At 43.8% G+C, this 23,140-nt stretch carries 20 protein-coding genes and 3 pseudogenes; 4 read left to right on the top strand and 19 right to left on the bottom strand.

What is annotated here, in order from left to right; all coding sequences use genetic code 11:
- Nucleotides 1–20: 20 nt before the first annotated feature.
- On the top strand, nucleotides 21–857 hold the full coding sequence (proI, locus tag AAHB12_RS00610; RefSeq protein WP_129727129.1) for a pyrroline-5-carboxylate reductase ProI: 837 nt from the start codon (nucleotides 21–23) through the stop codon (nucleotides 855–857).
- Between the two features lie 178 nt (nucleotides 858–1,035).
- On the opposite strand, the gene rnz is transcribed toward proI, so the two are convergent.
- From rnz to mce, 4 genes are all read right to left on the bottom strand, one after another.
- Nucleotides 1,036–1,986 (bottom strand): ribonuclease Z, encoded by a 951-nt coding sequence (rnz, locus tag AAHB12_RS00605; protein ID WP_342043968.1) that lies wholly within the window; start codon nucleotides 1,984–1,986, stop codon nucleotides 1,036–1,038.
- Between the two features lie 314 nt (nucleotides 1,987–2,300).
- Complete coding sequence (locus AAHB12_RS00600; RefSeq protein ID WP_342043967.1) at nucleotides 2,301–3,419, bottom strand: M20/M25/M40 family metallo-hydrolase; 1,119 nt, start codon at nucleotides 3,417–3,419, stop codon at nucleotides 2,301–2,303.
- Nucleotides 3,420–3,844: 425 nt separating this feature from the next.
- Complete coding sequence (locus tag AAHB12_RS00595; RefSeq protein ID WP_342043966.1) at nucleotides 3,845–5,395, bottom strand: acyl-CoA carboxylase subunit beta; 1,551 nt, start codon at nucleotides 5,393–5,395, stop codon at nucleotides 3,845–3,847.
- Nucleotides 5,396–5,398: 3 nt separating this feature from the next.
- The gene (gene mce / locus AAHB12_RS00590) at nucleotides 5,399–5,815 is read right to left on the bottom strand and encodes a methylmalonyl-CoA epimerase (RefSeq protein ID WP_129727133.1); all 417 of its coding nucleotides are present in this window, start codon (nucleotides 5,813–5,815) and stop codon (nucleotides 5,399–5,401) included.
- 197 nt (nucleotides 5,816–6,012) lie between these two features.
- Here mce and prli42 point away from each other — a divergent pair, with 197 nt between their 5' ends.
- Nucleotides 6,013–6,105 carry a stressosome-associated protein Prli42 gene (prli42, locus tag AAHB12_RS00585; RefSeq protein WP_165350712.1) on the top strand — a complete coding sequence of 31 codons (93 nt, stop codon included), beginning with the start codon at nucleotides 6,013–6,015 and terminating at the stop codon, nucleotides 6,103–6,105.
- A 57-nt stretch (nucleotides 6,106–6,162) separates the two neighbouring features.
- Here the strand turns inward: prli42 and AAHB12_RS00580 are convergent, their stop codons facing one another.
- From AAHB12_RS00580 to AAHB12_RS00525, 12 genes are all read right to left on the bottom strand, one after another.
- The gene (locus tag AAHB12_RS00580) at nucleotides 6,163–6,693 is read right to left on the bottom strand and encodes a L,D-transpeptidase (protein ID WP_342043965.1); all 531 of its coding nucleotides are present in this window, start codon (nucleotides 6,691–6,693) and stop codon (nucleotides 6,163–6,165) included.
- Between the two features lie 18 nt (nucleotides 6,694–6,711).
- Nucleotides 6,712–7,680: an aromatic acid exporter family protein gene (locus AAHB12_RS00575; protein ID WP_342043964.1), complete on the bottom strand. Its 969-nt coding sequence runs from the start codon at nucleotides 7,678–7,680 to the stop codon at nucleotides 6,712–6,714.
- 273 nt (nucleotides 7,681–7,953) lie between these two features.
- Complete coding sequence (locus tag AAHB12_RS00570; RefSeq protein WP_129727136.1) at nucleotides 7,954–8,676, bottom strand: amino acid ABC transporter ATP-binding protein; 723 nt, start codon at nucleotides 8,674–8,676, stop codon at nucleotides 7,954–7,956.
- Nucleotides 8,669–9,328, bottom strand: a complete 660-nt coding sequence (locus AAHB12_RS00565) for an amino acid ABC transporter permease (RefSeq protein WP_342043963.1) — start codon at nucleotides 9,326–9,328, stop codon at nucleotides 8,669–8,671. Before AAHB12_RS00565 ends, AAHB12_RS00570 begins: the two co-directional genes overlap by 8 nt.
- A gap of 178 nt (nucleotides 9,329–9,506) precedes the next feature.
- Nucleotides 9,507–10,289: a transporter substrate-binding domain-containing protein gene (locus AAHB12_RS00560; RefSeq protein ID WP_342043962.1), complete on the bottom strand. Its 783-nt coding sequence runs from the start codon at nucleotides 10,287–10,289 to the stop codon at nucleotides 9,507–9,509.
- A gap of 632 nt (nucleotides 10,290–10,921) precedes the next feature.
- Nucleotides 10,922–11,920 carry an anti-sigma-I factor RsgI family protein gene (locus tag AAHB12_RS00555; RefSeq protein ID WP_342043961.1) on the bottom strand — a complete coding sequence of 333 codons (999 nt, stop codon included), beginning with the start codon at nucleotides 11,918–11,920 and terminating at the stop codon, nucleotides 10,922–10,924.
- Complete coding sequence (gene sigI / locus AAHB12_RS00550) at nucleotides 11,917–12,639, bottom strand: RNA polymerase sigma-I factor (RefSeq protein WP_129727140.1); 723 nt, start codon at nucleotides 12,637–12,639, stop codon at nucleotides 11,917–11,919. Before sigI ends, AAHB12_RS00555 begins: the two co-directional genes overlap by 4 nt.
- Before the next feature lie 693 nt (nucleotides 12,640–13,332).
- Nucleotides 13,333–13,767, bottom strand: a complete 435-nt coding sequence (locus tag AAHB12_RS00545; protein ID WP_129727141.1) for a BrxA/BrxB family bacilliredoxin — start codon at nucleotides 13,765–13,767, stop codon at nucleotides 13,333–13,335.
- An 89-nt stretch (nucleotides 13,768–13,856) separates the two neighbouring features.
- Nucleotides 13,857–14,978: a methylmalonyl Co-A mutase-associated GTPase MeaB gene (meaB, locus tag AAHB12_RS00540; protein ID WP_342043960.1), complete on the bottom strand. Its 1,122-nt coding sequence runs from the start codon at nucleotides 14,976–14,978 to the stop codon at nucleotides 13,857–13,859.
- Between the two features lie 2 nt (nucleotides 14,979–14,980).
- On the bottom strand, nucleotides 14,981–17,137 hold the full coding sequence (gene scpA, locus AAHB12_RS00535) for a methylmalonyl-CoA mutase (RefSeq protein ID WP_129727143.1): 2,157 nt from the start codon (nucleotides 17,135–17,137) through the stop codon (nucleotides 14,981–14,983).
- The gene (locus AAHB12_RS00530; RefSeq protein ID WP_342043959.1) at nucleotides 17,134–19,164 is read right to left on the bottom strand and encodes a methylmalonyl-CoA mutase subunit beta; all 2,031 of its coding nucleotides are present in this window, start codon (nucleotides 19,162–19,164) and stop codon (nucleotides 17,134–17,136) included. Before AAHB12_RS00530 ends, scpA begins: the two co-directional genes overlap by 4 nt.
- A 158-nt stretch (nucleotides 19,165–19,322) precedes the next feature.
- Nucleotides 19,323–19,787 carry an NUDIX hydrolase gene (locus tag AAHB12_RS00525; RefSeq protein WP_129727145.1) on the bottom strand — a complete coding sequence of 155 codons (465 nt, stop codon included), beginning with the start codon at nucleotides 19,785–19,787 and terminating at the stop codon, nucleotides 19,323–19,325.
- Between the two features lie 151 nt (nucleotides 19,788–19,938).
- Between AAHB12_RS00525 and AAHB12_RS00520 the strand changes: the two genes are divergently transcribed.
- The gene (locus AAHB12_RS00520) at nucleotides 19,939–20,091 is read left to right on the top strand and encodes a DUF2639 domain-containing protein (protein WP_129727146.1); all 153 of its coding nucleotides are present in this window, start codon (nucleotides 19,939–19,941) and stop codon (nucleotides 20,089–20,091) included.
- 30 nt (nucleotides 20,092–20,121) lie between these two features.
- On the opposite strand, the gene AAHB12_RS00515 is transcribed toward AAHB12_RS00520, so the two are convergent.
- Nucleotides 20,122–20,400, bottom strand: a complete 279-nt coding sequence (locus AAHB12_RS00515; protein WP_129727147.1) for a hypothetical protein — start codon at nucleotides 20,398–20,400, stop codon at nucleotides 20,122–20,124.
- 578 nt (nucleotides 20,401–20,978) lie between these two features.
- Here AAHB12_RS00515 and AAHB12_RS00510 point away from each other — a divergent pair.
- A pseudogene (locus AAHB12_RS00510) lies at nucleotides 20,979–21,605 on the top strand (lysozyme family protein); the annotation flags it as partial.
- A gap of 219 nt (nucleotides 21,606–21,824) precedes the next feature.
- On the opposite strand, the pseudogene AAHB12_RS00505 reads toward AAHB12_RS00510, so the two are convergent.
- Together AAHB12_RS00505 and AAHB12_RS31630 are read right to left on the bottom strand one after the other, a co-directional pair.
- Nucleotides 21,825–22,802, bottom strand: a pseudogene (locus AAHB12_RS00505) (dihydrolipoamide acetyltransferase family protein); the annotation flags it as partial.
- Between the two features lie 165 nt (nucleotides 22,803–22,967).
- Nucleotides 22,968–23,114 (bottom strand): annotated as a pseudogene (locus AAHB12_RS31630) (biotin/lipoyl-containing protein); the annotation flags it as partial.
- Nucleotides 23,115–23,140 lie beyond the last annotated feature (26 nt).

The following is a 23,140-nucleotide window of genomic DNA, read 5'->3' as shown; positions in this document are numbered from 1 at the left end:
ATTTTATCAGGGGGCTTATCATGCAAAGCTATAAAATTGCCTTTTTAGGGGCCGGCTCCATTGCGGAGGCCGTGATCGCAGGATTATTGGAAGCAAATTTAGTCAAGGGACAAGATATTACAGTGAGCAACCGCTCTAACACTGATCGGCTCTCGTACTTCAAAAGCAAGTACGACGTAAACGGCACACACGATAAAAAAGAACTTCTTCGTAATGCCGATATTATCTTTTTTGCTATGAAACCAAAAGACGTAGTTGAAGCAATCGCTGAGGTGAAGGAATACATCACGGAGAAGCAATTCATTATTTCTCTTCTTGCTGGTGTTTCAACAGCTTCTATGACAGGATTGCTAGAAAAGCACATACCGATTGTTCGTTCTATGCCAAATACATCAGCTGCTATTTTGAAATCGGCAACAGCGATTTGTGCATCTGCTTATGCAACAGAAGAACATCTTCGTATTGCAAGACAGCTCTTTGAAGCAATTGGCAGCGTTTCGGTTGTGGATGAAGAACAAATGCATGCAGTCACAGCTTTAGCTGGCAGCGGCCCAGCTTATGTGTATTACATGGTCGAAGCAATGGAACAAGCAGCGCGCGAGGCTGGTCTTGACGATGAGGTTGCTAAATCATTAATCTTACAAACATTATCCGGAGCGGCTGATATGCTGCTCACAACAGGGAAGCATCCGACTGTTCTGCGTGCGGAAATTACGTCCCCGAACGGCACAACCCAAGCTGGGATTGAAACGCTGCAGAACAATGGTTTCCCAGATGCAATTATAAAATGCATCAAGCGGGCAACAGAGCGCTCCCATGAGCTGGGTGAAACGCTACAAGCATTGATGAAGCAATAAAGCGAGCCCTGCCCTTGGGCGCAGACAGAGGCGGAGTTGCACTGATACTGTATTCCTAACATTTCTGACTATGTCGAATTGGCATCTAGCTGGAAACTTATCTTTTCTTACAGTGGAATAAAGTTTGCAACACACAAAAACCGAAAGAGGATGGCAATTTGCCGTCCTCTTTCATTTCTTACTCACTTCTCTTGGATGGAGATACAAATTTTCCAATTGAAAATCGTTTGAAATCATCCGCCAATTCTGTATGAGAGAAAATATCGCGCGCTTCTTCCAGCAGCTGAGCACACTGCTTCCCTTGATAACGAGAGCTTATGTGCGTCAAAATCAGCCGCTTCGCTCCGGCAAGCATTGCTACGCGGGCTGCTTGATGCGTTGTAGAGTGATAATACTCATGCGCCTGCTCTTCTTCGGCAGCCGCCAGCGTTGCCTCATGCACAAGCACGTCTGCATCCTGTGCCAAACGAATACTTGTCTCGCAATAGCGCGTATCTCCTAAAATCGTGACAATCCGTCCCTTTTGCGGTGGTCCAATAAAATCTGCGCCGCTTAGCACCGTTCCATCCTCAAGCTCAACACTTTCGCCGTTCTTTAAACGTTTAAACATAGGTCCCGGTTTTATGCCGCGCTCAAGCAATTTATCAACAAGCAGCGGTCCGGGAATGTCGTGCTCTGTAATACGATATCCAAAGCACTCGATTCCATGAGAAAGACGTGCTGTTTCGACTGTAAACTGTTCGTCTTCAAACACAATACCCTCCTCTTCGATTTCCACAATATGAAGCGGATATTTCACATGTGTTGTACTTACTGTAAGAGAGACCTCGATAAAGGAACGAATCCCTTTTGGTCCGTATACCGTCAGTGGCGTATCCCCGCCTTGAAAGGAACGGCTGCCAAGCAGACCGGGCAATCCAAAAATATGATCCCCATGCAAATGGGTAATAAAAATCTTTTCAATCCGGCGCGGCCGAATCGATGTATGTAAAATTTGATGCTGCGTCGCTTCCCCGCAATCAAACAGCCACGTTGCGGCCCGCTCCTCCAATAGCTGCAGCGCCGCAGCCGATACATTTCGCTCTTTTGCGGGAACGCCTGCACCTGTTCCTAAAAACAATAACTCCACACTGCTTCCTCCAAATATCATAGTATATACCGTTCATCTTACGGAAAGTTGAGCCGATTGGCAAATGTTTCTCGCAATCAGAAAATAAGTTATATTGTTCATGTGTTTATAGTTGTATCCGCTAAGCTGTACTCCGTGCCAATAACGCTTTCGAATCCAACTATGCAAATTTAGATTTACTGTCAGTACAAGTATGTAAAAAGGATAACTGTATTGAACTACTCCCACCTACTCGCTAACGCTCCTTTCCCACAAGGGGAAAGATCGTTCTCAAAATACGAAAAGAGGACAAATATGCCCTCTCTTCACTCTTCTTATTTCGCAGTCTCCTGAACAATCGCAACAACCAGTTCAGCTGTTTTCACCAATTCCTCAATCGGCATTTTCTCATTTGTTGTATGAATATCCTCATACCCAACAGCGAGATTTACCGTTGGAATGCCGTGTCCGGCAATTACATTTGCATCGCTGCCGCCGCCGCTTTGGTGGAGTGCTGGCGTACGTCCGATGCTTGCTACTGCACGCTTGGCCACCTCAACCACGTGATCACCATCTGCAAACTTAAAGCCTGGATACATCACCTCGATTTCCACCTCGGCTTGTCCACCCATTTCCTCAGCTACCGTTTCGAATGCCTCCTTCATTTTTTGCGCCTGCTGCTGCATTTTTTCTCCTATGAGAGAACGCGCCTCCGCTAAAATCAAAACATGATCACACACGATGTTTGTTTGTGTACCGCCTTCAAAACGTCCGATATTTGCCGTTGTTTCTTCGTCAATACGGCCTAACGGCATTCTTGCAATCGCCTTGGCCGCAATTGTGATCGCAGAAACACCCTTCTCAGGAGCCACACCCGCATGCGCTGTTTTTCCACGAATAATCGTTTTAATTTTCGCCTGCGTCGGCGCTGCGACGATAATGTCACCAACCTTGCCATCACTGTCAAGCGCATAGCCGTACTGAGCGGTGATAAGAGAACGATCTAATGCTTTTGCACCGACAAGACCGGATTCTTCTCCAACTGTAATAATAAATTCGATCTTCCCATGCTCTATCTGCTGCTCCTTTAGCACACGAACCGCTTCCAGCATCGCCGCAAGACCTGCCTTGTCATCCGCCCCTAAAATGGTTGTCCCGTCTGTTACAACATATCCATCCTTCACGGAAGGAGTAATTCCTTTTCCAGGAACAACTGTGTCCATATGAGACGTAAAATAAATCGTATCAGCACCCTCCTTCGTCGCTGGAAGCGTGCATACTAAATTGCCTGCACCGTGCCCAGTTTCTGCAGTTGTATCATCCTCAAATACTTCTACACCAAGGGCAGAAAATTTCTCTTTTAATACTTTGCAAATCTCCGCTTCAAACTTTGTTTCGGAATCTACCTGTACAAGCTCTAAAAATTCGTTTAGCAAACGCTCTTGATTAATCATGGCTATGAACCTCCCAAAAAATTATGTATCTTTCCTATTTCGCCTTTACTTGATGGAAATCTTGTCTATGCACAAAATTTTTTAAATAAGGAAAGCCAAGGCGCGCTTGCTCCCGTAACAAAACCCCCCACGTCCAAACCACACAGTTCGGACGGAGCCGACTTGTGGAAGGAAGCAGGACCGCACCGATACCAGGATGCTTTCTTATCTTTACACTGTAGGAAAGTATAAATTCCCAGCTAGAAGCCAATTCGACGTAGTCGGAAATTTTAGGAATACAGTATAAGTGCAACTACGCCTCTGTCTTCGCCCAAGAGTAGGGCTCGCCAATCGGCGAGTTTTCTTTATAAAGAAGCTGTACTTACTTCTCTATCATATACCAAAAAACAGGAAGAAGCGAACGGCTAAGCATTCACTTCTTCATATCATAATGGGATATTCCCATGTTTTCTCTTCGGACGCTCCTCCTTTTTCGAGCGCAGCATTTCGAGCGCCTGAATCAGCTTTTGTCTTGTTTCCCGGGGATCAATTACATCATCAACAATGCCATGCTTTGCTGCAATGTATGGATTTGCAAATTTCTCGCGATACTCATCGATGAGCTCCGTTCGTGTTACATCTGGCGCCTTACTGCCTTCAATCTCTTTTGCGAAGATAATATTAACCGCACCTTGCGGACCCATTACCGCAATTTCAGCATTTGGCCAAGAGAACACAACGTCTGCACCGATTGATTTACTGTTCAATGCTACATACGCTCCGCCGTAGGCCTTGCGAAGAATGACTGTAATTTTTGGAACTGTTGCTTCGGAGTACGCATATAGAATTTTCGCCCCATGTCGGATAATACCGCCGTGCTCCTGCTTCACACCTGGGAAAAAGCCTGTTACATCCTCAAACGTAATGATTGGAATATTAAAAGAATCGCACAACCGAATAAAACGGGCTGCTTTGTCGGACGAATCAATATCCAAACTTCCTGCCATTACCTTCGGTTGGTTACATACCAATCCGACAGCTTCTCCTTTTATCCGTGCGAAACCGATTACAATATTTTTAGCAAAATCCTTTTGAATCTCAAGGAATGTATCGTCATCTACAACCTGCCGAATAACCTTGCGCACATCATATGGACGAAGTGAATCAAATGGAATCACATCCGTTAAATCCGGACGGTAATCATCGGTATCATGTCTTTCATACAAAAGCGGGCGTTCCTCGCAGCTTTGCGGTAAATAGCTCAAAAGTATGCGCACTAGCTTGAGTGCTTCTTCCTCATCAGCCGCTGCAAAATGAGCATTTCCGCTAATTGAGCTATGGACTGTTGCACCGCCTAGATTTTCAGTTGAAATGCTCTCGCCCGTTACCGTTTCAATGACCTTGGGGCCGGTAATAAACATCTGGCTTGTATTCTCCACCATGATCACAAAATCCGTAATAGCTGGAGAATATACCGCCCCGCCCGCACATGGTCCCATAATTACAGAAATTTGCGGAACCACACCTGAGTAAATGGCATTTCTATAAAAAATATGACCATATCCGTCAAGCGACAAAACACCTTCCTGAATACGCGCACCACCAGAATCATTTAATCCGATGATAGGCGCTCCGTTTCGTGCTGCCAAATCCATAACATTCGCAATTTTTTTGGCATGCATTTCGCCAAGTGCACCGCCAAACACAGTAAAATCCTGTGAAAATAAATAGATTGGGCGGCCATTCACCTTTCCGTAACCCGTTACAACACCATCACCAGGTCCAATTTTGGCTGCCAGCCCAAAATCTGTACAGCGGTGCTCCATAAACGGATTCAACTCGACAAAGGTACCGGTATCTAATAAGAGCTCGATCCGCTCGCGAGCCGTCAGCTTGCCGCGCTGATGCTGCTTTTCAATTTTATCATCTCCGCCGCCAAGCTCGATTTTCCGTCGTTTATCATAGAGTTCGTTTAGCTTTTCATAAATATCCGCCATCTATTAGCCCTCCGCCTCTACCTGTTTTTCGCAAAGCTCATACAGCACACCATGCGCGGACTTCGGGTGCATAAATGCGATATGGGAACGGGCGGCTCCAAGACGCGGAATCACATCAATCATGGAAATGCCTTTCTCCTGCATCTCCTGAATGCGTTCTGTAATCGTGCTTACCCCTAGTGCCACATGATGAATGCCTTCACCGCGCTTTTCGATAAATCGAGCAATAGGACTATCGGCCGCTGTTGGTTCAAGAAGCTCAAGCTTGCTTTCGCCTAATTTTAAGAAAGCGACCTTTACTTTTTGTGAAGCAACTTCTTCAATCCCCAAAAGCTCCAGTTGCAACATCTCGGTGTAAAAGGGAAGGGTTTCCTGAAGGGATTTTACTGCAATCCCGATATGATCGATTTTCTTAATCATTTCCCTCTCTCCTTCACTAAGCACAAGCTGCAAAAATGGTTCAAATAGTAGACATACACGTTTTATATTCTTTTCACATACAAAATATTCCTTTTTTTCTGTATGCCACTCCTCGAATATTGTCAATATCCGCATCTGCTTGCCCCTGTCCTTTCTTCCCTTTAAAATAGAAACATAAGTAAAAGGAGGGACAAGCGATGAACAAAAGAAAACAAAAAATCGTTGTCTACATTATGTTACTTTCCATGATTATTACAACGCTTCTAGCCGGCATTAGCATGTTCTCGTAGAAAACTCACACAGATATGTAGTTGCCATAGACTTTATACGCGAACAGCCGGCCCCCTTTACGGAGCCGGCTGTTCGCTTCTTGCGATTGCGCCTTTTTCTTTGGCAAGCTGTTCAAATGATTTTTTTGTTTTCACAATGAGCACCTTTGTTCCCATTGGGATCCGATCATATAAATACTCGACATCCTTGTTATACATTCGAATACAGCCTTGCGAGATATATTTGCCGATGGAGCTCGGAGCGTTCGTACCATGGACACCATATTTGCTTCCATCCGTTCCTCGGGCGTTAAAACCAATCCAGCGCGATCCAAGTGGGTTCTTGGGAGAACCGCCAGGAATGTTCTTTTTTATGTAATACGGGTTTTTCGCCTTTCTCACAACATCGAACGCGCCTTCCGGTGTTAAATCGTTTGTTTTTCCTGTTGCAACAGGAAATACACCTTGAATTTTGCCTTGATTGATGTAGGCAAGCTTGTTCGTTTGCTTGTTGACGATAATATATGGATCGCCGACCCTTGGATTATCGCCAAGCGGCCAAAGAGGTGACATGGAAATAAAAAGGAGCAGGGAAAGAGTGCGAAGCATACAACATACCTCTCTTTCTTATAGCGATTGTATGTAGGTATGCTTCCCCTTAAACTCGCTTTTAATGATTAAATATTGTTCCATTTCATTGAGGAGCTGCAATAGCATCGCTCTTGTTTCAAATTCTTCTCGCGTCGTTGGTAACGGCATCACGCGGAACTGCTCCCTAAGCTCATGAAGATATTGAAGGGAAATGAGTCCCGTGCTCTCAGGGCGAACCGCCGCTCCAACGCTTTCAATGAATGTGGCAACCATTTCTGATTGTTCATATGTCCAAGAAAGGGAAGCAACGAGCGGCATCACACGCTCTAAGATTTCAAATTGGCGGGTGCGCATTGTAAAATAACGGTAATAATAGTCATCTTCCCTTGTAAACTGATTCTCCAGTTTTTGAAAGGCCAATGCCTTAGCCTGATGTAACAGCTCGTGCGCTTCAATCATCTCTTTTCCATCCCAATCACTCTCGCGGCTCCGTAAATAAACAGCCATCTCATGCAGCAACAATTTAAAATACTCCTCTACTAGCTGCTGATACCTCTTGAGTTCTCGTTCCACACTAGGCATATATAAGTTCACAAGAAGGGCAATGCCAATGCCGATAATTAAGATACATACCTCATTCCAAACAATCGGCCATGTTACTGTTTTTAAAGAATAAATGTGCATAACAATAACCGAACTGGTAACAATTCCTTCTTCCATTCGGAGCATCACAGCTGTTGGAATAAATAATAGAATCAGCAAACCAATCGCTAACGCATGATATCCGATTGTTTCAAATACGACAAAAGAAAACACAATAGATAAAAGACAAGCACCAAGACGATGCAAAGAGACCTTTAATGATTTTCGCTTTGTATTTTGGACGCATAAAATAACAAGAATACCGGCTGAGCTATAAAACTGTAAATCCAGCGCTTGAGCCAAAAACAGAGCTGCTGCGGCCCCGACAGCTGTTTTCACAGTGCGGTATCCAATTTTGAACATAAGCCTAACCCTCTTCCATTCATATGTACATCAAAAGCAGTTGTTATCACAAATGAGCAATACGCACTGTTACGCGGAGCCTATGTATAAACGCTAGACAACCCTTAAAGAAAATTCGCCGACTTGGCGAATCGTTAGATGAAGACAGAGGCATAGCCCTACTTATACTGTATTCCTAAAAATTTCTCGCTGCATCGAATTGGCTTCGGGCTAGAAATTTATCCGTTCTTAAAGTGCAAAAAAGGGAACAGCGTATTGCCGTCCCCTTCTATATTATAACATCTTTTGTAAAAATTCTTGCGCACGTGCACTCTTTGGTGCGACGAAGAATTCATTTGGAGGCGCATCCTCTACAAGATAACCTCCGTCTAAAAACATAACACGATCTGCAACTTCCTTCGCAAAACCCATTTCGTGCGTTACAATTGCCATCGTCATGCCTGTGTGAGCAAGAGATTTCATTACCTCTAACACCTCTTTCACCATCTCTGGATCCAGTGCTGAGGTTGGCTCATCAAACAGCATAACGGACGGTTCCATTGCGAGCGCTCTTGCGATAGCAACACGCTGCTTTTGTCCACCGGAAAGACGCGTTGGATATTCGTTTGCTTTTTGAAGCAGACCGACCTTTTGCAGCAAGTCCTTCGCTGTTTGCTCTGCCGCTTGCTTTGATACGCCTTTTACCGTTATTGGTGCATACGTTAAATTTTCTAGCACTGTTTTATGAGGAAATAAATGAAAATGCTGAAACACCATCCCGACGTCTTGGCGTACCTTCATAATATCGGTTTTTGTATCCGTGATTTCCTTTCCGTTAATCCAAACACGTCCGCCAGTCGGCTGTTCTAGTAAATTCATGCAGCGTAAAAAAGTTGATTTACCGGAACCAGACGGGCCAATAATTGCTACAACCTGTCCCTGTTCAATGGTTGTGGAAATCCCCTTTAAAACCTCAAGCTTGCCGAATGATTTTTGCAATCCTTCAATCTTAATCACCTTTGCTCAATCTCCTTTCGACCGCTTTTCCAACGAGTGTAAGTATCATAACTAGTAAATAATAGACAAGCCCTACGAATAGAAGCGGCTCAAAATATGAATACGTTTCTCCGCCAACAATGTATGCACGGCGCATTAAATCAGCAGCACCGATAACTGTTACAACCGCTGATTCCTTTGTCAGGCTAATAAACTCGTTCATTAGCGCCGGTAAAATGTTTTTTAACGCTTGCGGAAAAATAATGTCGCCCATCATTTTTCGATATGGAACACCCAGTGCCATTGAAGCTTCTGTTTGTCCTTTATCTACTGCCTGAATACCAGCGCGGATAATTTCAGACATATAAGCACCGGAGTTTAACCCAAATGCGATAACCGCTGCCAGGAAGGCACTAATATCGTAGCCGGTAATTTGCGGAAAGCCGTAGTAAATAATCATCAATTGCAGCACAAGCGGTGTACCGCGGAAAATGGATGTATATGCATCAGCAAAGAAGCCTAATGCCTTTATACGCGCAATTTTACATAAAGCAAGCAGCGTCCCTAACGCAAATCCTAAAAGAGCTGAAACCGCCACGATTTGCAGCGTCACTTGCAGACCTTTTAGAATGTACGGCATGGACGGAGCAATTTGCGAAAAATCAAGGTTCATCGTTCCGTTCTCCTCTTCAATGAAATATGAACAACTCTAGTATTTTCAAAAACACAATATATAAATAGAAATACCAGGCAATCCTTTAATAATTTAGAAATTTCTAATCGTTATCACACAGAAAGGAATCCCCCAGCATATCACCGAGAGATTCCTCAACATTGCAGCTAGACAAGACTTATTTGTTACCTTCAAACCATTTCTTGATTAGCTTGTCCATTTCGCCGTTTTCTTTCATTTCTTTCAGCACAGCGTTGAATTGTTCTGTCTTATCGCTTCCTTTTGGCAGAGCGATTGCAGAGCCAGCTTCATCGGCAGCTTCTGGGATTGTTACGCTTTTTAGCTCAGGCATCTTTTTCAAATAGCCGCTTGCAACTGCATCCTCTACTAAAATTGCATCAACGCGTCCTACCTTCAGCTCTTCAAATAGCTCAGAGATGCGGTTGCGGCCTTCTATTGTAAATTGTGTTGTTGCTTGTAAATCCTTTGCTTTTCCTTCTTGAATAGATCCTGTTTGTACACCTATCTTCTTACCCTGTAAGTCAGCCATGCTTTTCACTGCGCCGTTTTTAGAGATAACAATGTTTTTTGCAACGAAATAAATATCTGTAAAGTCAGCGTTCTTCTTACGCTCTTCTTTTGGTGTCATACCAGCCATTACAAAGTCAACTTTTTTTGCTTCCATTGCTGCTAGTAAGCCGCTGAAATCCATGTCTTTAATTTGGATCTCATAGCCTAACTTTTTCCCGATATAGTTAGCGATATCCACGTCAAAGCCGATAATATCATCGCTCACCTTTGAATCAACATACTCGTAAGGCTTATAGTCTGCTGAAGTTCCCATCACAAGAACCTTCTTTTCTTTGTTCCCTGCCGTGTTAGTATCCTCTTTCTTTGTGCAAGCTCCAAGAAGGCCAGTTACAAGTAAGCCTGCAAGAAAAATGGATGCGAATTTCTTCATGTTGCTCCCTCCTAGTTTCCATTTAAATTTTCTGAATATATTTATTGTTATCGAAAGAAATCCACTCTTTTATAAAGAGACTATTCATTATTTTTATTCGACAGAATGTATTTTAACACACGTACATATTTATGCAATATTAAATTATCATTTCAAACAACCCAAAAACACTGTTTTATTAGCATAAAAACTAAAAAATCCCATAATATAAATTTTTTTAATATATTTATTTTGACTATACTGAAGTTTCTTTATATTTTTTGTTTTCCGAATTTATATTTATAAACATTTAAACGTTAAGTTATCATGATGTTTTTATTGTAAATAAAGAAAACATGCCAATTGGCGAAAACAGAGGCGTAATTGCCCTTATGCTTTGTTCTTAAAATTTCTCGCTACGTCGAATTATCTTCCAGCTAGCAATTTCTTAAGTCATAAAGAAAACTCGCCGATTGGTGAGGACAGAAGCGTAGTCGCCCTTATATTTTATTCCTAAAATTTCCTGCTATATCAAATTTGCTTCTAGCTGAAAATTTATACTTTGTTAAAATGTAAAAAAGTGCAGGAAACAGAATGTTTTTGCGTTTTTTTATAAGGACAGACACGTATAACTTAGCAATACGGATCCTTATTTAATCATGCTTATTTTGTTTATGATCATCTTGCTTATCATTATTTTGCTTTTCTTCTTTATCTCCGCCATTCTTTTTTTTCGTTGCTGTGCTTACGTTTTCTTGCTTGTCTTGTTTGTTTCCTTTCTTCTGCTGTCCTTTTTCCACTGCCTTCTCTGTCTCTTGCTCGATCTCCCTTTGTTGTGGCGGAACTGTGTTAGCGTTATTACTCGGAGCAAGAGGCACTTCCTTTTGTTTCTCCTCAGATTGCTGAACCGGCTGAGACTTTGGTGTTTCTTGCTGGGGAGTCGGCGCCTGCTCTAGCTTCCTATTCTCCTCTTGCTTTTGCTGTAACCTTTCCTTCTTCTGCTTCATATAGATACCGGTCGAAACACCTGCTCGTTTCGCATCCTCACGTACCTGCATCGTGCCCTTTTGGCGTACTACTGTTACCGATTCTTTCTCATATGTCTTTTGCACTGTTGTAACAATGTCATCTATACGCTTCTCAATTTGTTTGTCCGCCCCGCTTGCTGCGACAGACGTAATTGTCACTGGTTTATCCGCTTTTAAATAACCGTCCTGCTGCGATTGCCTGACAATAGCGTGTATTACTTTAGACAAAGATTCACCTTCCCCTGCCTTCAGCTTACTAAGCACTCTCTGGCCATCTTCATTATATGCCTCAAGCTTTAGGACATGCATCTCGCTGTCTACGCTTATTTCAAGACTCGGATTGATATCAACCGCTACATATGCCATTGCCTTTTCTTCCGCAGGACTATTAAAAAACAACCACAAACATGCGGCAAGCACACTGCTTGTCGCGAAGGCAAATCGCTTCGGCCAGAAAAAAAACAAGAGTTTGCTGCGTTGCTGGATTCTCTCTGCTTGGGGAAAGAAAATCTCTTCTCCAATTTCGTATTCTCTGTGCTGTCTCTTGCATTTGACGAATTCCCCCTCCGAAGTTAAAACAAGCACACTCTGTTTCTGCACTTCCATAACTATGCCTCTATTCATAGTCCTTCCCCCAATTTTATATATTCCTTCAAATATACATACTCATTAAGCAGCACAATACACATGGCAATGATATATTTTCTGTGCCGCTCAAGCGTTTTACGGCTGACCCGTACTTTTGTTTCTAGCTGTTTTAAGGGTAGACGCTTCTTGTGAAACAGCTCTTCAGTCAATCCTTCCTCCTGCACAATCATTTGAGCGATTTCAACAAGACACTCACGTGTATCACGATGCTTTGGCGAGTCGTTTACAAGGTCTGAGAAGGAAATACGAAATTGACCGAGCATTTGCTGGAAATGAAGAATTTCCTCCTTACGATTCTCGTTCTCCATACTGTCTAGATAGTCCATTAATGACATTCGCATTTCGTACACATCTTCTTGCTGGTCTTCTTGTAAAAAGACAAAATTGTGACGGGCTTCTTTTCGCAAGTAGTCGATCACATCTCTTTTTATAAGAAGATCAGCAAACGCGAAAAAGGACTTTCCTTTTTTATAGGAATACTGCTCAATCGCCTGATGGAGTGCGAATAAGCCAATGCTGAATTCATCATCCTGCTCAGTAATGTAACGCTTGCATACAGAAGAGACAGCTTTTCGGATAAATGGCTTATATTGCAGAAGAAAGGCTTCCTTGTCGCCTTTTCCTTCTTGTAGCGCTTTTATGGTATCCTCTGCGGTTTGTTTCGGTTTTACCGCTTGCCATAATAAGCTCAGCATGCTCCCACCACCCCCTTGTTCAACAAATGACAGAACGGTCACCTCTCCGGGAAGTGACCATTGCCGCCTGTCCTATTCTTTATCTTTTCCTTTATGCTTGCTGTGTGCTTCCTGTTCCGCTTTTTTCTGCTCGTACTTCGCAGCTGAAGCGGTTTTTCTAAATTATTCGTTTCAATCGCTAAACGAATACCTAAAGCGAAGTTTTCCTAACCGCTGTTTCATTATGTCTTCCCCCATTTGCTTTGGCCATTATATATATTCGGATTCAACATTTTTTTTAAGGGGGTAGCAGAACGAATTCTTTTTTGTACTTTAAGAAAGTATAAATTTCTAGCTAGGAGACAATTCGACGTAGTGAGAAATTTTAGGAATAAAGTATAAGTGCAACTACGCCTCTGTCTTCGCCCAAAGGCGGGGCTCGCCAATCGGCGAGTTTTCTTTATAAAAAAATAGAAGGAAATGTTATAAACAAAGAGGCAGTTTCCGTACAAAAACAACCAAGACACAAAATGCGCAGTTCAGGCCTAGTTCATTCATAGAAGCTTGCCTTGTGTTTCTTACCACGGAAGACGCTTTTTTCCTTTTGCGGAGAAGCTTACTTTGCAGAAGGGGGAGACTATAGAGGTTAGACATCATCCTAAAGAGAGAGGCTTTCTTAAAGTGTACAGTAAAAAAAGCCGGCAGAGCCGACTTTTATACTTCTTCACAATATTGGTCAAAGTAGCCTTGCAGCTTTTCAATAACCTGCATCGGCGAGTGCCCTTCAATTTCATGGCGTTCAACCATTTTTAAAATTTTCCCGTCCTTCAGCAGCGCAAATGACGGAGAAGATGGCGGATAGCCTTCAAAGTATTCACGTGCACGCGCAGTTGCTTCCTTGTCTTGACCGGCAAACACCGTTACAAGCTGATCAGGTCGTTTATCGAAATGAACAGAATGTGCTGCTGCAGGACGGGCAATTCCGCCAGCACAGCCGCATACAGAGTTAACCATTACCAGCGTCACACCTGAACGGGCAAAAGCTGCCTCTACCGCTTCTGCGTCATGTAATTCTGTATAACCAGCAGCCACGATTTCTTCTCGCGCTTGTCGAACAACATCATTCATAAAAAAATTGAAGTTTACCATTTACATTTCCTCCTCGGCACACATAACCTTTTTCTTATCTTACCAAGAGTAAGTAGAGAAATACAACTTTAACGCACAAAGCCAGCTGCTCACGGACGATCAGTAGAACGCTGAAACCTATCATAATCATCCATCAGCTGCAGGGCAGCTGATGTTACGGTTTGGGTTCCGTTTGCAATCGCATTCTCTGCCAATGCAAGCCGCTCTTTTATAAACGGATGATCAAAAAAGCGCTGCTCCAGCTGCTCACGAATAGACGCATATAGCCAATTTCTCTTTTGTGCATTCCGTCTTTTTTCAAGTATGCCCGCTGCTGCTATGGTGTCTTGAAACTGCTGCACAGCGTACCAAAACTCCTCAAGCCCCTGACAATGAAGCGCAGAGCAAGATCCAACATACGTCTCCCATCCGTCTGTAGCCGGAAGAAAGAGCCGGGACATTTGCTTATAAAGAGCTACGGTTTGCTGCGCACGAATGATATTGTCTCCATCCGCCTTGTTAATTACAATTCCATCGACCAGCTCTAAAATACCTCGTTTGATTCCCTGCAGCTCATCTCCGGCACCTGTTAAGGTAAGCAATAAAAAGAAATCAACCATATCGCGAACGCTTCCTTCGCTCTGTCCGACACCGACTGTTTCTACTAAAATGACATTATATCCCGCGGCCTCGCACACAAGCAATGTTTCTCTCGTCCGCCGGTTCACACCGCCAAGTGCACCGCTGGAAGGGGATGGACGCACAAATGCGTTCGGATGCTGGACGAGCTTTTCCATCCTGGTTTTATCTCCAAGAATGCTGCCCCCTGTTAATGTACTGCTCGGATCAACCGCTAAGACAGCTACCTTGTACCCCCTTTGGCAAAGCATCGTTCCAAGCGCTTCAATAAATGTGCTCTTCCCGGCACCTGGCACACCAGTAATCCCAATGCGAATTGCATGTCCGGCGTGCGGCAGCAGCCGTTGAATCAGTTTCTGCGCCTTTTGCTGATGCCTTGCAGCGCTGCTTTCCATCAGTGTAATCGCCTGTGCTAAAAGCGTGCGATGATTGTTTCTGACCCCTTCTTCTAATTCTTCAATTGTTACTGCTTTTTTCCGAAAAGCCCGCTTTGCTGCCGGCAGCTGCGCACTCCCCTTCATCACTGATGTTGTGAAAGCATCCTGACTATCCCCGTTCTCCGGCATCCATTCCGGTCGTTTATGCTGCTCCATCGTTACTCCACATCCTCATCACTGAGACGGTGCTGAATTTCCTCCAGCATTTTCTCAGCTGCTAATGGAATAATGGTTCCCGGTCCAAACACAGCTGCTGCGCCATGCTCATATAAAAATGCATAGTCCTGCACCGGAATAACGCCGCCGACAACAACAACGATATCCTCACGGCCAAGCTTTTGCAATGCTTCCATAAGCTGCGGCAGCAGCGTTTTATGCCCGCCAGCAAGCGAGCTCATACCTACGCAGTGCACATCGTTTTCGACTGCTTGGCGCGCTGCCTCCTCCGGCGTCTGAAATAGCGGTCCAATATCTACATCAAAGCCAAGATCAGCATAGGCAGTTGCCACAACCTTAGCTCCGCGGTCATGGCCATCCTGTCCAAGCTTCACCATGAGAATACGCGGTCTGCGTCCTTCACGCTGGGCAAATGCAGCAATGCTTCTGCGGACGCGCTCTATTTCATCCTGCTTTTCATACTCGGAATGATATACGCCGCTTACAGATTGAATAACTGCCTTATGGCGACCGGCAACACGTTCAATGGCATAGGAAATTTCGCCGAGTGTCGCACGTACGCGAGCCGCCTCAATTGATAGAGCAAGTAGATTTCCTTCGCCCGTTTCTGTTGCTTTCGCAATGGCTTGAAGAGCATGCTGCACTCGCTGCTCGTCTCTGGAGTGCTTTAATTCCTCTAACCTTGCAATTTGCTTCTTTAAAACGGCTGTATTATCGATATTTAAAATTTCAAGCGGCTGCTCAGATTCTAAACGATATTTGTTCACACCAATAATCGGTTCCTTGCCAGAGTCAATATGCGCTTGCCTGCGTGCAGCTGCCTCCTCAATCCGAAGCTTTGGGATTCCTTTTTCAATTGCCTTTGTCATGCCTCCTAAGCTCTCAATTTCTTTCATATGCTCCATAGCACGCTCCATGATTTGTGCAGTAAGTGTTTCTACATAATACGAACCGCCCCATGGGTCAATTACGGAACAAATTCCGGTTTCCTCCTGTAGATACAGCTGTGTATTGCGTGCAATGCGCGCCGAAAAATCTGTTGGAAGTGCAATCGCTTCATCTAAAGCATTCGTATGCAGCGACTGTGTATGACCAAGGGCTGCGGCAAGCGCCTCAATGCACGTGCGTGTGACGTTATTAAACGGATCCTGCGCTGTTAAGCTCCAGCCTGATGTTTGTGAGTGCGTACGCAATGCTAACGACTTGCTATCCTTTGGATGAAATTGCTTCATTAGCTTTGCCCATAGCAAACGCCCGGCACGCATTTTCGCTACTTCCATAAAGTAATTCATTCCAATCGCCCAGAAAAACGATAAGCGCGGCGCGAACGAATCAACCGCAAGGCCAGCCTTAAGGCCAGTGCGCACATATTCCACGCCGTTTAAAAGCGTATATGCGAGCTCTAAATCAGCCGGTGCTCCCGCCTCCTGCAGATGATAGCCCGAAATACTAATGCTGTTGAATTTTGGCATATGTTTGGAAGTGTATGAGAAAATATCAGCAATAATACGCATCGATGTTTTCGGCGGGTAAATATACGTGTTCCGTACCATATACTCCTTTAAAATATCATTTTGAATTGTCCCGGACAGCTGCTCCTGCCTCACGCCCTGCTCCTCGGCCGTAACGATGTAAAAAGCGAGCACTGGAAGCACCGCACCGTTCATCGTCATCGAAACGGACATTCGGTCGAGCGGAATACCGTCAAACAAGATTTTCATATCTAAAATGGAATCGATAGCTACACCCGCTTTGCCGACATCACCAACAACGCGTGGATGATCTGAATCATAGCCGCGATGTGTTGCTAAATCAAAGGCAACCGATAGTCCCTTTTGTCCCGCAGCTAGATTGCGTTTGTAAAAAGCATTGCTTTCCTCTGCAGTAGAAAAGCCCGCATATTGCCGAACCGTCCAGGGACGGTTTGTGTACATCAACGAGTACGGTCCGCGGTGATACGGAGCAAACCCCGGCTTACAGTCTAGATAATCTAAGCCCTGAACATCCTGCTTTGTATAGAACGTTTTTATCTCAATTTTTTCATTAGATGTGTAGGCTACCGCAGCATTCCTTGTCTGCCAGTCTTCCTTTGCGAAGATGCTTGCAAAATCCAATTCGGTAAAATTTGGCATTGTCATACCATCACCTCCAGCTGATTTTGAAGATCAGATAGCAACGGAAGTATTTCCCCTGCTTCTTGTAAAAAATCACTCACTCCGTTTTCCACAAGAAGTTGCTTTTCCTCTTCGGTACACTGCCCAATGGTGAATATATGTCCGGAATATCCAGATTGCACTATATTTGTAATCGCTTCCTTCACTGTACCTAAATCCCCCTCCAGAAACAGCGCAGCAGTTTCCGCTCGGGTCAGCACTGCAATCTCAGCGGTATTCCGCCCTGTTGAAACATGATATCCGCATGCTTCTAACATCGTTTTCACAAGAGAAGATAGTTCTTGACCTTTCGCCTCTGCTCCAATTTGCATGAGTAACGCATGAGGCTGTATTCCTGCTCGTTTCACATATTTTTCTGTTGCCCCGCGCAGTTTTTCAAATGGCTCAGCATCTCTCATAGATCGAATTGGCACAATCTTTTCCCCTGCTCCTGTAAACAGGGCAGTTATTTCACCAATTGTCGTACCGATAGAACAGGCACGCACGAGCTCATTGAGTGTTTGCTCATGATGCAGCGGCAGCTCTTGCCTCATATATTCTTTCAGCAGCCGCTGCTCCTTGTATGCAATTATCTCAGATACACGACGCTGCACCTTTTCCACTAGTTGTCCGTACTTCTCGACTTCTCTTAGCTCATCTTGCTTTACATATACGTTTGTTCCGACAATCTTTTGCTCAAGCTCTGTAATGCTTCGGTAACGCTGCTTAGCAGTTTCTGCGATGCTTGTTTGCAGCCATCCTTGCTGTAAAGATGCACTCATGCCGCCCTTTGTTTCAATTTCCTGAAACAGCTTCCACGCCTTTTCGGCAAGCTGCTCCGTTATTGCCTCAACATAATAAGAGCCGCTTGCAGGATCTAACACCTTTGACAGATGCGATTCCCCGCACAAAATGTGCTGAATGTTTCTTGCCCAGCGTTCGCCGTTTTCCTCTGAAATACTAGCTGCTTCGTTGTATGTACTCACGTGAAGAGTGTCTGTCCCGCCTATTATTGCAGAAAATGCCTCTGTTGTAGTGCGAAGAAAATTAACATGGTGGTCGTACAATGTTTTTGTACGTTTTGATGTGCGTGTATGAAGATGAATGGTGGTTTCCTTTGCTCCGAAGCTCTCCGCTGCCTTTTTCCAAAGTACACGGATTGCGCGAAGCTTTGCGATTTCCATAAATAGCTGTGTTCCTACAGAAAAACTAAAGGTCATCTGACGGCATATATCGTCTGCTGTTATCCCTCGCTTGATGCCCTCACGAACATATTGGACAGCAGTCGCAAGCGCTGCTGCCAATTCTTGAACGGCATTCGCCCCGGCATTGTGATACCCGTCCGTCCGTACAAAAATCGTTCGAACCGTCGGCAGATGCTGCTTCGTCCATTTTACTGTGCCTGCAATTGCATCAAAGCTTTGCTGGAGCGTAAACGGTATATATCCTTCCTCTGCAAGACAACCGAGCGGGTCAGCTCCAATCGTTCCTGAAAGTGATGAGCCGCTTTGCTTGCTGTAAGCTGCTGCGATCGCAAGCATCGGCATTGCCCAATAGCCCGTATAAAGGAGGAATGGATGCCTCTCTAATGGTACTCCTTGCAATACATGCTCGAAATCAGATACACAATTGATTGGAGCTCCTGCCTGCAGCACCTCATTCGGAAGTGCCATATCAGAATCTTTTCCTTGCCGCGTAGCTTTATCAAGCAGCACATGCAAAACGCTCTGTCCGTGCTCAATCGCCTGCAGCACCTTTTGATTTGTTTCATCCAAGCTATTTCCAACAAGCTCCTGCGCAATCGTATCTCTGTATATAGGGAATAAGCTTGCAGCTTGCGTAAATCTTGCAGACTGTGCATCTTCTTTTGTATACAAAGGCTTTAACGTAATATTCTCATACGTATCAGTGAAAATGCTATCCAAGGCTGCTCCCTTTAAGGTTTTTTCAGCAAGCTGCTTCCATGCCTCGTAGCTAACATTCTCAAACTCCTGAAACGTGCCTTTCTCCATCCCTTCGCCCCCTTTGTCCTTACTCGGTCCAAAATCGCAAAAAGATTAAATATCTAAAATTATCCTATATTTACAATTATTATAACATAGTATGGAAAATAAATGGAAATTACATCAAACTGTCGAGAAAGAAAGAAAAGCGGACAGTGTCCGCTTTTCTACCCATTCTTTCTTCCCAACAATGCATATGCCTCCACCATTCGTTTATGAGAACCAACCATATCCTCTGGCAGCTTATGAATGTCGAAGAATTGCAGCGCGTAGGCTTCGCTCCGATTCACCGTAAGCTCTCCCTCATAGGCATGTGTATAATACGTTGCCGTTACAGTTTGAAATTCATCTCCATTAGCTAACTTCACAAAATAATTGGGTCCCGAATAGACATCCAGGAGTTGCAGCTGTTGCACCTGCATACCCGTTTCCTCAAATACCTCGCGCCGAGCTGTATCCTCGGGAGATTCCCCAAGTTCCATCAAGCCCCCTGGAAGTCCCCATCTGCCGCGCGGTTCTGTGCGCTGCTGCAGCAGCACATGCTCTTTCTCATCCAGCAAAAGCACAACTGCGCCAAAAAGGATGAGCGGCCTATGTCCGACAAGCTTTCGTAATTCCTCTACATATCCCATATCTGTAAGCCTTTCTGTTTACTCGTATTACGAGTTGATTTGTATACCTTCTCTTCTATTTTATTATGAGTTGTCCTTTTTTGACTTTATAATTTTTTCTTCTCCTCATTGAAAATATTTCATATACATATGGAAAAAGGAGGGGGAACTTGTGGCTTATCTTTACTCAAAAGGCTGGTATATTCAGCAGTTAAAAGCTATTGGGATTTCAAAATTTGAACAAAAGAAGCTTGAACTGTATAAAACGCATGTTATCGCCAATTTATATCGTATTCATATAGAGGAAAAGGAAAAGGAGCAATAAAGAAAACTCGCCGCAATTGGCGAGTTTTCTTTATTGTAAAATCCGTAAATATACCCAAAGCCAAACAGCATTGGATGTCCATAAGCAGGAGAAGAAAGTAAGAAGAAACGCATGATGTAACCGCCTTCTATAGGAATAGGCAACAGAAAAGGAAAAGAAGAGGAACAAGCCAAAACCGAGACAGCGGAGCGCGTTTTCATAGGTGAGCGAAGCATTCAGTTCCAAATGAACAGCTATAAAAATCGCTTTGTAAAGTGCGTATACCACAGCTGTTAGGATATAAAATATAGCTATTTTCCACATTTTCATATATACTCCCCCCATGAGACAGCAAACAAGAGACATACCGCCTCAGATTTACTAGCGATTCCATCAACGTATCCCAACCGTAAGCTTCACTATTGCCCCTCTAAAGTTAATATCCCTCTCTCCCTATTTCTAATTTATGAAATAAGATTTATTAATTTGTACAAATTTGTATTTTCTACATATATAATGAAATTCCTTTTGAAAACTAGCTTTTCTTCCATGTCATCTCTACTTGTTTACTGAGAATTTTCATTTCAACAAAGGTTGATTCTCATGAGGATCCTACTAGTGATGCTGATAATCATTTTTTCATGAGCAAAATTCAAAACAGAAGAATCACAGCGCATCATTTGTAAGATACTTGTAATCCTTCTCTTGATTAAATGTGTTACTATAACAGAGTATCTGTAATTTCTTGTTTAATGTGAAACTCGCTGCGCTGATTGGCGAGCCCTGCTCCTCGGGCGAAGATAGCGACGTAGTTGCACTTACAGTGTAAAGCTAATCGTAGTCCTTTTATCAATAGGAGTAATTCATTAAGTCTGTGTACATATTTGCAATGGAGGAATAAAGGAACAATGATAAAAAAGCTAATCTTTTCTTTTTTCGTTCTTCTCTTATTACTCATCCCTTTTATTTCTTTCGGACTCGGAGGAAGCGAACTCAAACACACACTAAACCGTTATCTTTCTTCTATCTTTCTAAAAGATACAGCAAAAGTGTTATCTTACCAGCCGAGTATCGAAAAAGAGCTCGATAAGTATAATTTAACCGAGTTTACTCCTTTGCTGTTAGCCATTATGTATCAGGAGAGCGGGGGAGAAGGCAATGACCCCATGCAAGCCTCTGAATCGGCTGGACTAAAAAGAAATGAAATCCAAGACGCCTCTCTCAGCATTCAACAAGGGGTATTCCATTTTTATCAAATGTATACGCTTGGAGTAAAAGAGCATGTAGACATGGAAACGATTATACAAAGCTATAACATGGGGCCGGGATATATCCACTATGTGGCCGCAAATGGCTTTAAGCATAGCGAGAAACTTGCAAAAGATTATTCAAAAATGCAGGTGGACGATCATCCAGATTTGTATACCTGCGGCGGATTTAAAGGGAATTTCCGTTATCCGTATTGCTTCGGGGATTTTACCTATGCTACAAAAGTACAAAAAAAAATCACCCTGATGGAGAAGGTGCTGAAGAGTACTTCTTATGTAAGGATGAGCTTAGAAATCGTCTTATTTAGCGTGAAACATACAAAAAACCAAGGTACAACCTTGGTTTTTTGTATTTGTTGTCACAGACTACGAAAAACTTTGTATATCTTACACCACAAGATGGGATTTCCTACAGTATAATAAAAACCATCACAACTTGCTTACCCTTCTCATAGAGTTGCTGTAGGGCAAACTTCATGTTCATTCTTAGTAGATAGGTGTATGTTCTTCCGATGTATTCTCCAAAATCTCTTTCACACGCGCTAAAAACTTTCCGCAAATTAAGCCGTCTAGTACACGATGATCGAGAGATAGACAAAGATTGACCATGTCACGAATCGCTAACATGTTTCCATTTACAACGACAGGACGCTTTACAATTGTCTCAATCTGTAAAATTGCCGCCTGCGGATAATTGATAATCCCCATCGATTGAACAGAACCGAATGAGCCTGTGTTGTTGACTGTAAATGTTCCGCCCTGCATATCGTCTGGCTTTAAGCTTTTCGTTCGTACTTTCCGCGCAAGTTCGGAAATATCACGAGCGATTCCCTTAATCGTTTTCTCATCCGCGTGCTTAACAACAGGAACAAACAGCTCATTTTCTGTTGCTACCGCAATGGATATGTGAACATCCTTTTTCTGAATAACTGCATCTCCCGCCCACATCGAATTTACTTGCGGGAATTCTTTCAAGGCTTGCGCTACTGCTTTTACAAAAAACGCAAAATATGTCAGGTTGAAACCTTCACGCTGCTTAAATTCATCCTTGATGCGGTCACGATAGGTCACTAGATTCGTTACATCCACCTCAATCATCATCCAAGCATGAGGAATTTCCTGTTTGCTGCGGAGCATATTCGCAGCAATCGTCTTGCGTACACCCGACACAGGAATGACCGCATCACCTTTCATGGCTGGTACAACCACCGCTCGAGGCAGCACCTTTGTTTCAGCAGCCTTTGGCTTATGCTCCTTCTTTGGTTCTTGTGGCACCGCAGGCTCTGGCGCGACCGCCTGCAGCACAGGCTCTGGTACTTCTGCTTGTGGAATTGGGATATTTCCTAATTCTACTAGTTTCAGTAAATCCTTTCGCGTAATGCGCCCGTTTAGTCCGGTACCGCGCACCTGAGCTAAATCAATATTATGCTCCTGTGCAAGCCTTAATACAGCCGGAGAATAGCGAGCTGCTTTGACTGGTGTTTGTGTATCCATACTTTCCTGAATGCCTGCCGTTGCCGCTTCAGCAGATTGTGAAGAAATTTCCTTCTCAATTTCCTCTATCTCCATGATACAAATCGTTTCGCCAACTAAAAGCGTATCTCCTTCACTTGCAACTAATTCTTGAATCACACCTTCAAAGGACGATGGGATTTCTGCGTTTACTTTATCTGTCATTACCTCAGCCAGCGGGTCATACTTCTTCACATGATCTCCTACGGACACAAGCCATCTGCTAATCGTGCCTTCTGTTACGCTCTCACCGAGCTGAGGCATTGTAATTTTTTCACGAGCCATTGTTG

The organism is Bacillus sp. OTU530 (assembly GCF_038440375.1).
This window is presented reverse-complemented; position numbering and strand designations above follow the sequence as displayed.

Bases quoted from the DNA above. Each gene is read 5' to 3' on its own strand.
- AAHB12_RS00555 (WP_342043961.1), bottom strand. From the start codon at position 11,920: ATGAATAGAGGCATAGTTATGGAAGTGCAGAAACAGAGTGTGCTTGTT.
- proI (WP_129727129.1), top strand. From the start codon at position 21: ATGCAAAGCTATAAAATTGCCTTTTTAGGGGCCGGCTCCATTGCGGAG.
- AAHB12_RS00565 (WP_342043963.1), bottom strand. From the start codon at position 9,328: ATGAACCTTGATTTTTCGCAAATTGCTCCGTCCATGCCGTACATTCTA.
- scpA (WP_129727143.1), bottom strand. From the start codon at position 17,137: ATGACAATGCCAAATTTTACCGAATTGGATTTTGCAAGCATCTTCGCA.
- AAHB12_RS00595 (WP_342043966.1), bottom strand. From the start codon at position 5,395: ATGGCGGATATTTATGAAAAGCTAAACGAACTCTATGATAAACGACGG.
- AAHB12_RS00515 (WP_129727147.1), bottom strand. From the start codon at position 20,400: ATGAAAATGTGGAAAATAGCTATATTTTATATCCTAACAGCTGTGGTA.
- AAHB12_RS00530 (WP_342043959.1), bottom strand. From the start codon at position 19,164: ATGGAGAAAGGCACGTTTCAGGAGTTTGAGAATGTTAGCTACGAGGCA.
- AAHB12_RS00600 (WP_342043967.1), bottom strand. From the start codon at position 3,419: ATGATTAATCAAGAGCGTTTGCTAAACGAATTTTTAGAGCTTGTACAG.
- AAHB12_RS00580 (WP_342043965.1), bottom strand. From the start codon at position 6,693: ATGCTTCGCACTCTTTCCCTGCTCCTTTTTATTTCCATGTCACCTCTT.
- AAHB12_RS00525 (WP_129727145.1), bottom strand. From the start codon at position 19,787: ATGGGATATGTAGAGGAATTACGAAAGCTTGTCGGACATAGGCCGCTC.
- AAHB12_RS00545 (WP_129727141.1), bottom strand. From the start codon at position 13,767: ATGGTAAACTTCAATTTTTTTATGAATGATGTTGTTCGACAAGCGCGA.
- sigI (WP_129727140.1), bottom strand. From the start codon at position 12,639: ATGCTGAGCTTATTATGGCAAGCGGTAAAACCGAAACAAACCGCAGAG.
- meaB (WP_342043960.1), bottom strand. From the start codon at position 14,978: ATGGAGCAGCATAAACGACCGGAATGGATGCCGGAGAACGGGGATAGT.
- mce (WP_129727133.1), bottom strand. From the start codon at position 5,815: ATGATTAAGAAAATCGATCATATCGGGATTGCAGTAAAATCCCTTCAG.
- prli42 (WP_165350712.1), top strand. From the start codon at position 6,013: ATGAACAAAAGAAAACAAAAAATCGTTGTCTACATTATGTTACTTTCC.
- AAHB12_RS00575 (WP_342043964.1), bottom strand. From the start codon at position 7,680: ATGTTCAAAATTGGATACCGCACTGTGAAAACAGCTGTCGGGGCCGCA.
- AAHB12_RS00560 (WP_342043962.1), bottom strand. From the start codon at position 10,289: ATGAAGAAATTCGCATCCATTTTTCTTGCAGGCTTACTTGTAACTGGC.